Origin of the sequence: Microbacterium sp. NPDC079356 (genome assembly GCF_049545465.1) — a bacterium.
Lineage (GTDB): Bacteria > Actinomycetota > Actinomycetes > Actinomycetales > Microbacteriaceae > Microbacterium > Microbacterium gawkjiense.
Window position 1 is genome coordinate 296,135 of record NZ_JBMWDN010000002.1, and the last position, 13,538, is coordinate 309,672.

Consider the following 13,538-nt stretch of genomic DNA (forward strand, 5'->3'; position numbering starts at 1 on the left):
GGGCGAGGTAGCGTTCTGAGCATGGGGACGGACGAACGACGTGAGGATGCCTGGCGTCCCCTCGTGGCGGCGCTCGCAAACGACCGCGTCCGTGAGGTGTTCGCGCGGCTGACGCTCGGCGCCGACGCGGACGAGGCGCTCGAGGGTCTGCCGCCGTCGCGCCGGCGTCACGTCGTCGAGACGATGCGACGCGCCGGTCTCATCACCGACGACCTGCGCGCCGACAGCGGAGCGTTCGCTCGCGTCCTCGCTTCCGCTCCGGCCCCGCCGAGGCCGACGGGCATCTCCCGCTACCTCTCGCGCGAGGGACGCCTGACCGGGTACCCGTCGAATACGGACGAACGCCGCGAACTGCTGACGCTGCTCGCCGCCCGCATCCTCGCCCCAGGCGAGGTCCTGGACGAACGCGGGATCAACGAGCGGCTCGAGGCGGTCACCGACGACGTCGCCGCCCTCCGCCGGCACCTCGTCGACCACGACCTCGTCGAGCGCACCCGGTCGGGCACCGAGTACGCGCTGGTCGTCGACCCGCCGTCGTAGCAGTCGCCCCGCCGGTGCCGTCAACCGGCATGCCGACGGCGCGCTCCGGGTGTTCACTGATGCGGTGAACTCGCTTCCGTTCTGGCTGGTCGTCGTCATCTTCGTCGCGGCCGCCGCCGTCGTGTGGGTCGCCGGCATCCAACTCTCGAAGACCACCGACGTGCTCGACGCGCGCTGGCACATCGGCAGCGCCTTCGGCGGACTGATCATCCTCGCCGTCGCGACGAACCTGCCCGAGATCGCCATCACGGTCAGCGCCGCCGCGGCGGGCAACCTCGGGGTGGCGGTCGGCAACATCCTCGGTGGCATCGCACTGCAGACCGTCGTCCTCGTCGTGCTCGACGCGTTCGGCCGCCGGGGCCGCGGAGTGAAGCCGTTGACCTACCGCGCGGCATCCCTCGTCCTCGTGCTCGAGGGGCTCGTCTTGGTGGCCGTGCTCGCCGCCGTCGTGGCCGGCAGTCAGCTGCCGGAAGGGCTCGTGGCCCTGCGCCTCACCCCGGACGTGGTCCTCATCACCGCGCTCTGGATCGCGGGTCTGCTGCTCGTGCAGCGCGCGGGCCGCCACCTGCCCTGGAGCGGCAGCGGAACCGCCGACGGCGCCTCACCGCACACCCCCGGGCATAGGCGCTCGAAGCCGCAGCACCCCCACAAGAGCCGGCCGACGTGGCTCGTCGTCACGATCTTCCTCGTCGCCGCGGCCGCGACCCTCGGCGCCGGCGTCGTCCTCGAGCGCGCCGGCGACGCCATCGCGGAGGACATCGGGCTCTCGGGCGTCCTGTTCGGCGCCACGTTCCTGGCTCTCGCGACCGCGCTGCCCGAGATCTCGACCGGTTTGCAGGCGATTCGCCAAGGCGACGACAACCTCGCGATGAGCGACATCTTCGGCGGCAACGCGTTTCTCCCGGTTCTCTTCCTCATCGCGACAGTCATCTCGGGGCAGGCGGTCCTGCCGCGCGCGGGTGCGACGGACATCTACCTCACCGCCCTCGCCGCCCTTCTGACCCTGCTCTACGTCATCGGGCTCATCCTCCGCCCTTCGCGGCGGGTGCTCGGGATGGGCGTCGATTCGCTGACGGTCCTCGTGCTCTACGCCGTGGGGATCGCCGGACTGTTCGCCGTCGCCTCGGGCTGACCCAGGCTCAGTCGTACGACGCGAACACACGCCGCTCGACACCGTCGAGGCGCATCGTTCCGCCGTACGGCACGATCCATTGCGGACGGGTGTGCCCGAACGGCACGCCGACGCAGACGACGGCGTCGGGGTTGTACCGGGCAACCAGCCTGGTGACCACCTCGCGCTGCGCCTCGCGGCGCGCGCGGCGCGTCTCGGCATCCGGCTCGTCGCCGAACGTGCTCACGGGCGGACGCGCGACGAGGACACCGGCAACCGCGTCCAGGACTCCGCGCTCCCCCAGCGCGCGGACCCAGCGCGAGACGAGACGGGGCGAGGGCAGTTCCTCGCTCGTCTCCAGCAGGAGGATGCCGCCGCTCACGTCGTCGAGCTCCGGCATCCGCCCCGCCAGGGCGATCTCGTCGAGCACGTCGAGGCACCCGCCCCACGTGCGACCTTCCACGACCCGCGCCGGTCCGGACCACGACCACGGCTCGGTCGGGACGCGATCGCCGAACGAAGTCAGCGCCCGCGGGTCGAGCCAGTCGACGCCGGTGTCCTCGGACTCGCCCGGCTCGGTCAGCTCGAGTTCGCCGCCGTCGAACAGCGCGGCGCGCAGCGACTGCAGATGGATGCCGTCGATTCCCGGTCCTGCGCCGATGTGAACCTGCGTCGATCCGCCGTAGCAGCCGGGGATGCCCGCCTGCCAGAGGGCATTCAGCAGGTGCGTGTTGTCGCTGTACCCGACGAAGGGCTTCGGGTCGGCGAGCGCGCCCGCGAGGTCGACGTGCGGCACGACGGTGATCTGGTCGTCGCCGCCGATGCTCGCGAACACGGCACGGACGTCGGATGCCGCGAACGCCGCCATGACGTCGGCCGCGCGGGTGCGCGGGTCGGCACCCAGCATCCGCGTCGTCGAGAACTCGACGGGCTCGAGTTCCAGCTCGTCTCGGATGCGGCGGAGCGCCTGCTCGTGCACTGCGGGCGCGAAGCCGGGGGCGGCGAACGACGGCGACAGTACAGCGACGCGGTCGCCCCGGCGCAGTTTCGGGAGGGGCCGGAACGAGGCGGGCATGACCTCATCGTGGCATCCGCGCGGCCGTCACCCGGTGTTCACCGGCGATTCACTCCGACGCAGGGACGCCGACGGATCCTGGAACGGATCTGCACGAGAGGACCCCCTGTGACCACTGTGGAACCCCCCACCTCCCGCACGACGCTCCCCCTCGCGGCCCACGCCGTCGGCAAGCGCTCGGCGGTGACCTGCCAGTTCAAATGCGCGAACGCGTGCGTCGGCCCGGAATGCAACGGGTCCGACAACCCGACGTTCCGCAGCATCGCCGAGATCGCGCTGTCGCGTCGCATGCTGATCGGCGCCGCCGCCGCGAGCGCGGTCGTCGTCGCCACCGACGCGTTCGGCGTCCTCACCCCCCAGGCCGCATCCGCCGCCACGACGGGCGGGGCGGTCGAGTCCCACTGGGGCTGGAATCACCACAGCCTGCCGTTCCAGCCGATCGCTCCGGTCCCGGCATCCGTCGACGCGCTGACGGTCCCGAAGGGCTGGACCTGGTCGCCGATCATCCGCTGGGGCGACCCGCTGTTCTCCGACGCGCCCACGTTCTCGCTCGACGCGCAGAGCCCGGCCGCGCAGGAGCGCCAGTTCGGCTACAACAGCGACTACCTCGACATCCTCGCCGACCGCAGCGGCAAGACGGGTGTGCTCGTCAACAACCACGAGTACGTGAACCCGAACATCATGTTCCCGCCGACGACGGATGCCGCCGAGCTCCGCCGTCGCGGCGAGGTCTACAAGGCGGCGCAGGGCATGTCCGTCGTCGAGATCACGCGCCGTCGTCGCGGTGCCCCCTGGCGCTACGTCGTCGACGGCCGCCGCAACCGTCGGATCACGGTCGAGACGGTGTTCGAGCTGACCGGTCCCGCCGCCGGTTCGGACCTCGTGACCACGGCAGCCGACCCCGAGGGCCGATGGATCAAGGGCACGCTCGGCAACTGCGCCGGCGGCACGACGCCGTGGGGCACGATCCTCTCGGGCGAGGAGAACTTCAACGGGTACTTCGCCTGGGCCGCCGACACGGCGGGCCAGAAGCGCTACCAGGCGAGCTCCTCGCGCACGACGTCGACGGGCTGGGAGCAGTACGACCCCCGCTTCAACTCGTTCGACGCCGGCTACGTCAACGAGCCCAACCGCTTCGGATACATCGTCGAGATCGACCCCGAGGACCCGACGTCGACGCCGAAGAAGCACACCGCGATGGGGCGCTTCAAGCACGAGGGCGCGAACGTCACCGTGGCCGAGGACCGCCGCGTGGTGGCCTACATGGGCGACGACGAGCGCAACGACTACCTCTACAAGTTCGTCTCGAAGAACCGCATCAGCTCATCACGCAAGAAGAACATGACGCTGCTGTCGGAGGGCGACCTGTTCGTCGCCCGCTTCCGCGGCGACTCGCCGGCGGGCCAGATCGACGGCTCGGGCACGCTGCCCTCCGACGGCGCCTTCGACGGCACCGGCGAGTGGGTCGCCCTCACCCGCAACGGCAAGAGCGTCGTCCCGGGCATGACGATCGAGGAGGTGCTGGTCTACACGCGGCTGGCCGCCGACAAGGTCGGCGCGACGAAGATGGACCGCCCCGAGGACGTGCAGCCGAGCCCGCGCACCGGCAAGGTCTACGTCGCGCTGACGAACAACACCGACCGCGGCAAGACCTCGATGGTGGATGAGGCGAACCCCCGCACGGGCAACCGGTACGGTCACGTGATCGAGATCACGGAGCGCCGCGGCCAGGCCGGGACGAGCTTCGGCTGGAGCATCCTGCTGCAGTGCGGCAACCCGTCCGATCCGAGCACCTACTTCGCGGGCTACCCGAAGGACAAGGTGTCGCCGATCTCGTGCCCCGACAACCTCGCCTTCGATGAGGACGGCACGCTCTGGATCTCCACCGACGGCGCCCCCAGCACGATCGGGTTCAACGACGGACTGTTCCGCGTGCCGCTCGAGGGTCGGGAGCGCGGGCACGTGCAGCAGTTCCTCGCGGTCCCCCGCGAGGCCGAGACGTGCGGACCCGTCATCCACGCACGCGAGAAGCTCGTCTTCGTCGCGGTGCAGCATCCCGGCGAGGACGGGACGGTCGCGGCTCCCACGTCACTGTTCCCCGACTACGGGTCGACGCGACGGGGCGACGTCCCGAACGTGCCGCGCCCGTCGGTCGTGCAGGTCTACCCGGCCTAGGCTCCGCCGCAGCGCACCAGGGCTCGCACCCGCTCCGGGTGCGAGCCCTCGACGGCGTCCGAGGCGCGATGGCCTCAGTGCACGCCGGGCCACCACTCCGGCATCAGCCGGAAGATGCGGGCCTCGGCGGCTGCGGCATCCGTGTCGTCCTCGCGGATCCAGACGTCTATCACGCCGACCAGGCCCCCGGCGATGAAAGCCGCGGCCTCGTCGCGGTCGCGCGGGGACCGCGGTGCGTCGCGGACACCCGCCTCGGCGAGTTTCTCCAGGGCGATGTGGGCGCGTCGGCGCAGGCTGTCGCTGAGCGCGGCATGCAGCGCGCCGCGGGCTGAGGACTCGAGCAGGGCGCGGTAGAGGTCGCGGCGCCCGGCGAGCCACTCGAGCAGGCGGCGGGTCACCGCGTGGTAGACGCGAGCCGCATCCGCTTCGGTGGCGATGTCCGCACCCCTCGATCCGCCACCGGCACTCGTTATGCCAGACAACTTGTCAGTAGTCGACGAGCAGTGTGCGCAGCCCGCACGCAACCAAACGGCCGCCCGGCAGGATGGACGCATGCATACGTGGGATCCGATGATGGCTGGGGTTGTCGAGCTTCCAAACGGTCGCACCGTGCGGGGTCGATCCCTGAGGGCAGGCCCACCGGTTGGCGATGAGGTGCCCGACTTCGGGATCTATCTGACCGCGAAGCCGCACGCTGAGGCTTGGGAATCCCGATGGGTTGCCTGGCCGGACTTCCGTGTGCCGCGAAGCGCGACCGATGCGGTTGCAGCGATCGAGGAGGCGTTCACCCGATCAGCCCGAATGAAGGTCGAAATCGCGTGCGGAGGTGGACGGGGACGAACAGGAACGGCTATTGCAATCCTCGCGCGCTACAGCGGTGTCCCCGCAGAGGAAGCCGTGGAATGGGTGCGCACGCACTATCGATCCGGCGCCGTGGAGACACCGTGGCAGAGGCGATTTGCGGGGCAAGTTGCGATCACACGCTGATCCAGCGGTTCTGATGACAGACGATGAGTCTCGCCGAGTCTCTCATTGACTAAGGACAATCGGACACCAGCGCACCCCTTGCCCGCCCATCACAAATTGATAACAAGAAACCCTTGCCACCGTTATCTCGTCGTTATACATTCGTTGCACGGTAGATGTTTTGCTGTGGCAGCTACCGACATGTGATTGCAGGACACTCTTGGTGCAAAGGGACAAGGGCCGGCTGGATGCCTCTCCAGCCGGCCCTTACTGCGTGACGTGTCAGACGGTCGCGCTCCGACGGCGGCGCATCACCAGCAGGGCGCCGAGCGCGAGCAGCGCCGCACCTGCACCGCCTGCGATCCACACCGGACCCGACTGACCGCCGGCCGACGCGAGCTCGTCGCCGACGGCGACGACCTCTTCCGCGGCCACAGTGACAGAGGCCCAGCCGACCAGCTCACCCGACTCGTCGACGACGGCCACCCGGTGACGGCCCTCGTCGAGGTCGGCCTGCAGCGCGAAGCTCGCCGAGCCGGCGGCATCCGCCGTCACCCAGCCGAGCGCGGTGGGAGTCGAGTAGAGGAAGCCGTCGTAGCGCTCCCCCGCGGTCAGGCCCGAGACGACGCGATCGCCGCGGACGGATGCCTGGATGCCACCTTCCGCCGCAGCCGGCAGATCGTCACCGTTCGCGACCGGAGCGCTCGAACGCAGCGTGACGGCGTGGTTACCGTCCGACGTCGGATCGATCAGACCCCGCCGCCACCGCCGCCGCCTCCTCCGCCGCCGGCACTCCCGCCGCCGCTGGACCCGCCCGTCGACGCGGACGAGGTCGATGCCGCCGACAGCGACCCGATGCTCGACGAGAACGAGGCCGCATCGAAACCGCCGGTGCCCGCGTACCAGACGGGCGCCGCGACGCCCGCGGAGGCGTAGAGCACCGCGAGGTGAACCGCCCACTGCTTCTCCTGCCCGAACACGACCGCGTACGGAAGCAGGCGCTCGTAGAGGTCGAGCATCACGCGCGGATCCCCGGTGTCGACGGGACGGCGCTCCGCACCTCGGGGCGATTGCAGCATCCGGATGCGGTCCGCCTCCGCCCATTCGATGAACTGACGCAGCCCCGCGAGATGGTCCCTCACCTCGGCGCCGCTCTCCGTGAGCGGTTTGCGGGCGATCATCCCGATCACCACGACGGCCACCGCGATTCCGCCGAACAGCCCGATGAGCGGCCACAGCGGATCGACCGCCCGATCGGACAGCGCGATCGTCGCGATGACGAGGAGGGCCACGAGCACCGCCGCGACGACAGCCGGGACCGCTCGCACCCAGGCGGGGACCTCGCGTCGGAAACCGCGATCGTAGAGCGCCGACTCGGCATCCTTCAGGATCCGCTGCGCCGTCGAGGAGAGGCGCGTGTCCGAGGTGCCGAACTCGAAACGGTCGCCCGTCCGGCCGTCGGGGAACAGTCCCGTCAGGAGCGCGCGACCGTCGGCGTCGGCGCGCCCGGGGTCCACCAGTTCGGCGACGAGCTTCGCGGACCCCCACCGGGGCTTCTCCCCCTCGGTGATGCGGATGGAGCCGACGATGGCCTGCTCGAGCACCTCGGCGGGGATGGCCTTGCCGGTCTTCTGCAGCAGCACCGCCGCGTGCAGCGCGTCGACCCCCGCGGGCGGTTCGGATTCCGCGATCACCGTCGGCCTGCCGGCTTCGTCGGAGAGGTGGCGGCGCCGCAGCCACAGCGTCCACCCCGCGACCCCGACGAGGCCCGCACCGGCAGCGGCGTGCCCCCAGCCCAGCGGTGTGCCGAGGTATGAGGTGTCGAGCGGCTCGAAGGTGCCGTCGGCGAACCCGACCGCGAAGGTCAGAGATTCGCGGGGGCCGAGCTCGGCCTGCCGCGCGACGATCGTCGCGCCCGAGGAGGACGTGTCGATGTCGATGGCGTCGCACGGCGTCTCGGCCCCGAACGGTCCGGCATAGCAGGCGAGGGAGCCGGCGGCATCCGCGATCTCGCCGTCCAGATGCAGCCTCACCGTCACCTCACCGAACGGCTGCGCCCAATCGAACCCGTTCACGTCCCAGTAGAGCTCGAGCCCCGTGTCGGGGAACTCGCGCGTCACGTTGTCGAGGGTGTAGGTGAGGACGAAGGTCTGGCGACCATGGACGTAGTCCTCGGATCTCGCCGTCACGACCAGTCCGTCCTCGCCATCGTCGGTCTCGACGACCTCCCACGGGTCGCCCTCCGCGTCCACCGCCGATTCGAGGCTCGGCCGCAGCGGCTGACCGTCGTACTCGTCGGGGATCACCCGTCGGATGCCGCGGTTCTGGTCGGTCTCGGGGAACCGCGCCACGAGCTCCTCGACCACCCGCATCCGACTCGTGCCGTCCTCGGCGCGGGTCAGCGCGTAGTCGACGGTCAGACTGTCGAAAGAGAAGTCCTCGACGTCGGCGTTCGCCGCCGAGGGAGCGCCGACGAGGACGCCGAGCGCGACGGCGACGACGGCTCCGGCACGGGCGAGACGACGGGACCAGGGCTGCACGCGGTCAACCCTACGAGCGACGCTACAGTTGACGCCATGACCGACCGCCGCCTCGCCATCGCTGCCTGGGAGAGCCTCTTCCGCGCGCAGCACGAGGTCCTGGCGGAGATCTCACGGGACTTCGAGGACGACGATCTCTCGAGCGCCGAATACGACGTGCTCCTGACCGTCACGCGCTGCGAGGGTCACACCGCGCGACTGCGCGACGTGACGGCGAACATGCTCATCAGCCAGCCGAGCGTGTCGCGCCTGGTCGACCGGATGGTGGCGCGCGGGCTCGTCGCGAAGTGCCCCGACCCCAACGACGGCCGCGGCGCCGTGCTGCGCGCCACGGAGCAGGGCGCGGCGATGTTCCGCCGGCTCGCGACGACGCACGGCCGCACCATCGCCGAGCGGATGTCGGTGCTCACCGACGACGAACTCGCTGAGCTCGAGCGGCTCACCGCTCGCCTGCGCGGCGTCTGACGACACAAAAATCGCCCCGCACCCGAGACGGGGTGCGGGGCGATCGTCGTCTCATCGCCGGAGCGGTGCGCCGATCACTGGTCGATCGGCTGCGGCTCGCTCTCGCGGGTGGTGATGGTCGGGGACGAACCGTCGGCGACGACCTCGACCTTGCGCGGCTTGGCCTTCTCGCTCACTGGGATGGTGACGGTCAGCACACCGTTGTTGTAGGTCGCGGTGATCGCGTCGGTGTCGATGCCCTGGCCGAGGTTCAGCTGGCGGAGGAAGCTCGCGGTCTCACGCTCGCGCGTGATCCACTTGACCCCCTCGCCCGACGACAGCGTGCGCTCGGCGCGGATGGTCAGCAGCTGGCCGTCGACGTCGATGTCGACCGAGCCCGGGTCGATGCCGGGGAGGTCGGCGTTCAGCACGTAGTGGTCGCCGTCGCGGTACAGGTCCATCGGCATCCGTCGCGGGCCGCGGCGCGTGTCGAAGAGCGTCGACGCCAGGCGGTCGATTTCACGGAACGGGTCGTAGGTCGCCATGATTCTCTCCTTTGTCCAAGTGGTCTGAAAGTTGAGCCCCTGCGGCTCAAGTACGTCCAGATTAGCACTCCCGCATGGAGAGTGCCAATGGTTCTCGCACGGCGAACGACGCGGCGGAGGTGCCCCGTAGGCTGACCGCATGAGCGCCCACGAGATCGCCCCCGAGCCCGCCGACCCGTTCCTCTGGCTGGAGGAGATCGACGGATCCGCGGCTCGCGCGTGGGCCGCGGAGCGCACCGCCGAGACCGAAGGCGCCTATGCGGGCGCTGCCCGCGACGCGCTCGAGACCAGGCTCACCGGCATCCTGCAGGACCCCGACCGCCTCGTCGTCCCGAGTCGTCACGGCGACCTCATGTACGACCTGTGGCGGGATGCCGACAACCCGCGCGGCCTCTGGCGCCGGACGTCCCTCGCCGCCTTCACGGCGGGCACTCCGGACTGGGAGGTCCTGCTCGACGTCGACGCACTGGGCCGCGAGGAGGGAAGGACCTGGGCCTTCGCCGGCGCGACGCACGGGCCGGCCGGCAGCAGCCGCGCGCTCGTGCGCCTGAGCCCCGACGGCGGAGACGCCGCCGTGGTGCGCGAGTTCGATCTGGAGACCCGCCGCTTCGTCGAGGACTCCCCCTTCGCCCTCGACGCGGAGAAGTCCATGATCGCGTGGGTCGACCGCGACACGCTGCTCGTCGCCACGGCCCTGCACGGCGGCGGCGTCACGGACTCGGGCTATCCGATCACCGCCCGTGCCTGGCGCCGCGGCGAATCGCTCGAGGACGCGCCGCCGATCCTCACGGGTGTCCCGTCGGACGTCGGCGTCTTCGCGCACGTCGACCACACCGGCGGCGCGGCGACGCCGATCGTCGTCATCGCGCACGACTTCTTCCACTCCGAGGCGTGGGTGTGGGACGGCGCCGAACCGCACCTGATCGCCGTGCCGCAGGACGCGCACGCCGACGTGCACGGCGACCTGGTCGCCGTCCGGACGACGACGCCGTGGCGCATCGGCGACACGACGCATCCGTCGGGCACCCTCCTGCTCGGCCCCCTCGAGACCGTGACGAGCGGGGACGGGTCGGACCTGCGCGTCGCGTTCGCGCCGACCGACACCGCGGTGCTCGAGTCCTGGGCGTGGACGAAGACCCGCCTCGTGCTGACGATCCTCGACCGCGTGCAGAGCCGGCTGGTGTCGCTCGACCCGGCGACGCTGACCGGTGTCGAGCTCGACCTCGGGCTCGGCGACGACGACCTCTTCAGCGCGAACGTCGCGACGGCGGACGACGACGAGGACGACCAGCTCTGGGTCGTCGCGCGCGGCTTCCTCACACCGCCCACCCTGCTCGTCCTCGACCCGGGCGCGGAGCCGCGGGTCGTCGACCGCAGCCGCGCGACCTTCGACGCGACGGGTCTCGTCGCCGAGCAGCACTGGGCGACGTCGGCCGACGGCACCCGGGTGCCGTACTTCGAGGTCGGCCCCCGCGAGCGGCACGGCGCACTGCCCGTGCTGATGAACGGCTACGGCGGCTTCGAGCACGCGCTGACGCCGGAGTACCCGACGATCGTGGGCCCGGCCTGGCTCGAGCAGGGCCGGGTGTACGTCGTCGCGAACATCCGGGGCGGCGGCGAGTTCGGCCCGGAATGGCACCTCGCGGCCCTCCGTGAGAACCGCCACCGCGCGTACGAGGACTTCGCCGCTGTCTCGCGTGACCTCGTCGCCCGCGGCGTCTCGACCCCCGACCGCATCGCCTGCCACGGGCGCAGCAACGGCGGGCTGCTCGTCGGCAACATGCTGACCCGGTACCCCGACGACTTCGGGGCGATCGTCTGCGGCGTCCCGCTCCTCGACATGCGCCGGTACACGCGCCTGTCGGCCGGCGCGAGCTGGATCGCCGAGTACGGCGACCCCGACGACCCCGCCGACTGGGAGTTCGTGAAGACCTTCTCGCCGTACCACCTCATCGAGCCCGGGCGGCGGTACCCGGCATCCCTCATCTACGCGGCGGCCAGCGACGACCGGGTCGGGCCGGTGCAGGCGCGCAAGATGGCGGCGCGGTTGGCGAACGAGACGGATGCCGAGGTGCACTACCTCGAGCCCGTCGAAGGCGGTCATGCGGGCACCATCGACGCGGCGGCCACCGCGGCGCTGCATGCGACGATCCACGCGTTCCTCGACAGCACGGTGGGCCGCGCCGGCTGAGGCGGGAACGCCCGCCCTCTACGCTGGGAGCGGGAGGTCCACCGCATGAGCACCATGGGGGCCGTCGAGGACGAACTCGCGGCCACGCTGTCGACCGTCGCGGAGCGCACCCGCGTCGACGAGGCCGCGGCGGACCGCATCCGTCGGCACCTTCCCGCGCTGCACGACGCCCTCGCCGAGCGGGCGGACTCCTCGTCGTCGCTGCTGGCCGACCTCGTGACGGCAGCGGTGGTGGCGGCGAACGGTCGCTCGCTCGAGCTCAAGGTGCACGGTGAGCAGCGCGCGGCGCACGCGCCGATGTCCCGCTCGCGCTACGCCCTCGGCGCGGTGTGCTTCGCGGATCGCTACGCCGGCAACCTCGCCGGGCTCCGCGACGAGATCCCGGCGCTGCGCGAACTCGGCGTGAGCGTGCTGCACGTGCAGTCGCCGTTCGCCCGGCGCGAGGACGGCACCGCCGACCTGCGCCGCGGCGACCCCGGACTCGGCTCGATCGACCGACTCTCCGACCTGGCGGCCGAACTGCGCCTGTCGGGGATCGCCCTGGCCGTCGACGTCCCCGCCGCCTCGGATCTGCGCGTGTTCGTCGACGATCTGCTGTTCCTGGCCGGCCGCGGCGTCGAGGTCTTCCTCGTCCCCGACCGCGAGACGGCGGCGGTCATCGCCCCGGTGCTCGCGATCGGTGCGCCCGGGGTCGAGGTGCTGCCGGCATCCCCCGGGTCCGCGCCGCTGTGGCAGGCGTTCGCCACGGGGGACGCCGCTCCCCTGCAGCACGCGCTCGAGCGGCGTGACGGACGCAGCGACGTCGTCGCCCTCCGCGACGCCGACGCAGTCGCGTGGCAGACGGATGCCGCCGAGCTCACCGCGCGTTACACCGACGGCTCCGGCTTCGGCCGGGGGATCGCGACCGACGGCGGCGTCGCGGGGACCACGGCCTCGCTCGCCGGCGTCGAGGCCGGCGACCCGCTCGGCGAGGCGCGAGTGGTGCTGGCCCACGCGCTCCTGCTGAGCCTGCCGGGGCTGCCGATGCTGTGGCTCGGCGACGAGGTGGGCCAGCTCAACGACCCGACGTTCCGCGACGATCCGGAGCGACGCGACGACGCACGGTGGACGCACCGGGGCCAGAAGCCGCGGGACCGCTACGCCCAGATGACGGATGCCGCCACCTCGGCCGGCCGGCTCCGGCGCGACATCACGAAGCTCATCGCGGTGCGTCACACGACGCCGGAATTCGACGGGGCGCGCCTGATCGGTTTCGACGTGCCGGCGCCGTCGGTGGTGGGCTACCAGCGACCCGGCGAAGGGACCGTCGTGCTGGTGCTGGCGAACGTCGCCGCGGAACCGGTGCACGTACCGGCCGTGACGCTGTCGGGCTTCGCGCCGACCGCCCACGATCTCGTCGAGGGTGTCGACGTCGGAATCGACGAAGGGCTCACGCTGCCCGCCTGCGGATTCCGCTGGCTGCGCGTGAGCCCTGTCGCCTGAGTCTCGCCCTCTGAGGCCGGCCCTCTGGGACCGGCGGAGCTCAGTCCTCGACGACCGTGACGGTGACCTCGATGTTGCCCCGGGTGGCGTTGGAGTAGGGGCAGACCTGGTGCGCGGCATCCGCGAGCGCCTGCGCCTGGTCGTGCGGGAGGTTGGGGATGACGACCTCGAGCTCGACGGCGAGGCCGAATCCGCCCTGGCCGTTCGAGCCGATGCTGACGCGCGAACCGACGCTGGTGTCCTCGAGCGTCACCTTCTGCTGGCGCGCGACGGACTGCAGGGCGCTGTGGAAGCACGCCGCGTAACCGGCGGCGAAGAAGAGCTCGGGGTTCGGAGCGCCACCGGCACCGCCCATCTCCTTGGGCACACGCACGTCGGTGTCGACGAGGCCGTCGACGGTGCGGACGTGCCCGTTGCGGCCGCCTCCGGTCGCGAGGGCTTCTGCGGTGTAGAGGGCTTCCATGGGGGT

At 71.3% G+C, this 13,538-nt stretch carries 13 protein-coding genes; 7 read left to right on the top strand and 6 right to left on the bottom strand.

Translation table 11 applies throughout. The features are described 5' to 3' along the window. The first annotated feature begins 21 nt into the window (after positions 1–21). Positions 22–540: a DUF2087 domain-containing protein gene (locus ACPEH0_RS06245; protein ID WP_366213776.1), complete on the top strand. Its 519-nt coding sequence runs from the start codon at positions 22–24 to the stop codon at positions 538–540. A gap of 64 nt (positions 541–604) precedes the next feature. Further along, positions 605–1,672 carry a sodium:calcium antiporter gene (locus tag ACPEH0_RS06250; RefSeq protein WP_366213775.1) on the top strand — a complete coding sequence of 356 codons (1,068 nt, stop codon included), beginning with the start codon at positions 605–607 and terminating at the stop codon, positions 1,670–1,672. A gap of 7 nt (positions 1,673–1,679) precedes the next feature. On the opposite strand, the gene ACPEH0_RS06255 is transcribed toward ACPEH0_RS06250, so the two are convergent. Further along, a complete protein-coding gene (locus ACPEH0_RS06255; RefSeq protein WP_366213774.1) occupies positions 1,680–2,726 on the bottom strand; it encodes an LD-carboxypeptidase in 1,047 nt (348 codons plus the stop codon). Positions 2,727–2,843: 117 nt separating this feature from the next. Between ACPEH0_RS06255 and ACPEH0_RS06260 the strand changes: the two genes are divergently transcribed. Continuing rightward, positions 2,844–4,901: a PhoX family protein gene (locus ACPEH0_RS06260; RefSeq protein ID WP_423719441.1), complete on the top strand. Its 2,058-nt coding sequence runs from the start codon at positions 2,844–2,846 to the stop codon at positions 4,899–4,901. A 74-nt stretch (positions 4,902–4,975) separates the two neighbouring features. On the opposite strand, the gene ACPEH0_RS06265 is transcribed toward ACPEH0_RS06260, so the two are convergent. Then, positions 4,976–5,299, bottom strand: a complete 324-nt coding sequence (locus ACPEH0_RS06265) for a TetR-like C-terminal domain-containing protein (protein WP_366213772.1) — start codon at positions 5,297–5,299, stop codon at positions 4,976–4,978. 175 nt (positions 5,300–5,474) lie between these two features. Here ACPEH0_RS06265 and ACPEH0_RS06270 point away from each other — a divergent pair, with 175 nt between their 5' ends. After that, the gene (locus ACPEH0_RS06270) at positions 5,475–5,888 is read left to right on the top strand and encodes a protein-tyrosine phosphatase family protein (RefSeq protein WP_423719442.1); all 414 of its coding nucleotides are present in this window, start codon (positions 5,475–5,477) and stop codon (positions 5,886–5,888) included. Positions 5,889–6,149: 261 nt separating this feature from the next. Here the strand turns inward: ACPEH0_RS06270 and ACPEH0_RS06275 are convergent, their stop codons facing one another. Beyond that, positions 6,150–6,422 (bottom strand): LPXTG cell wall anchor domain-containing protein, encoded by a 273-nt coding sequence (locus ACPEH0_RS06275; RefSeq protein WP_366213770.1) that lies wholly within the window; start codon positions 6,420–6,422, stop codon positions 6,150–6,152. Between the two features lie 194 nt (positions 6,423–6,616). Then, complete coding sequence (locus ACPEH0_RS06280; protein WP_366213769.1) at positions 6,617–8,407, bottom strand: DUF2207 domain-containing protein; 1,791 nt, start codon at positions 8,405–8,407, stop codon at positions 6,617–6,619. 36 nt (positions 8,408–8,443) lie between these two features. On the opposite strand from ACPEH0_RS06280, the gene ACPEH0_RS06285 reads away from it, so the two are divergent. Beyond that, positions 8,444–8,872: a MarR family winged helix-turn-helix transcriptional regulator gene (locus ACPEH0_RS06285; RefSeq protein ID WP_064003846.1), complete on the top strand. Its 429-nt coding sequence runs from the start codon at positions 8,444–8,446 to the stop codon at positions 8,870–8,872. A gap of 74 nt (positions 8,873–8,946) precedes the next feature. Here ACPEH0_RS06285 and ACPEH0_RS06290 read toward each other — a convergent pair whose 3' ends face one another. Continuing rightward, positions 8,947–9,396: an Hsp20/alpha crystallin family protein gene (locus tag ACPEH0_RS06290; protein ID WP_253035427.1), complete on the bottom strand. Its 450-nt coding sequence runs from the start codon at positions 9,394–9,396 to the stop codon at positions 8,947–8,949. A 139-nt stretch (positions 9,397–9,535) separates the two neighbouring features. On the opposite strand from ACPEH0_RS06290, the gene ACPEH0_RS06295 reads away from it, so the two are divergent. Together ACPEH0_RS06295 and ACPEH0_RS06300 are read left to right on the top strand one after the other, a co-directional pair. Then, positions 9,536–11,587, top strand: coding sequence for a prolyl oligopeptidase family serine peptidase (locus ACPEH0_RS06295; protein ID WP_366213768.1), 2,052 nt, complete (start codon positions 9,536–9,538; stop codon positions 11,585–11,587). A 45-nt stretch (positions 11,588–11,632) separates the two neighbouring features. Next, complete coding sequence (locus ACPEH0_RS06300) at positions 11,633–13,069, top strand: DUF3459 domain-containing protein (RefSeq protein WP_366213767.1); 1,437 nt, start codon at positions 11,633–11,635, stop codon at positions 13,067–13,069. 40 nt (positions 13,070–13,109) lie between these two features. Here ACPEH0_RS06300 and ACPEH0_RS06305 read toward each other — a convergent pair whose 3' ends face one another. Beyond that, entirely contained in the window at positions 13,110–13,532 is a 423-nt protein-coding gene (locus ACPEH0_RS06305) for an organic hydroperoxide resistance protein (RefSeq protein WP_217529333.1), read from the bottom strand. Positions 13,533–13,538 lie beyond the last annotated feature (6 nt).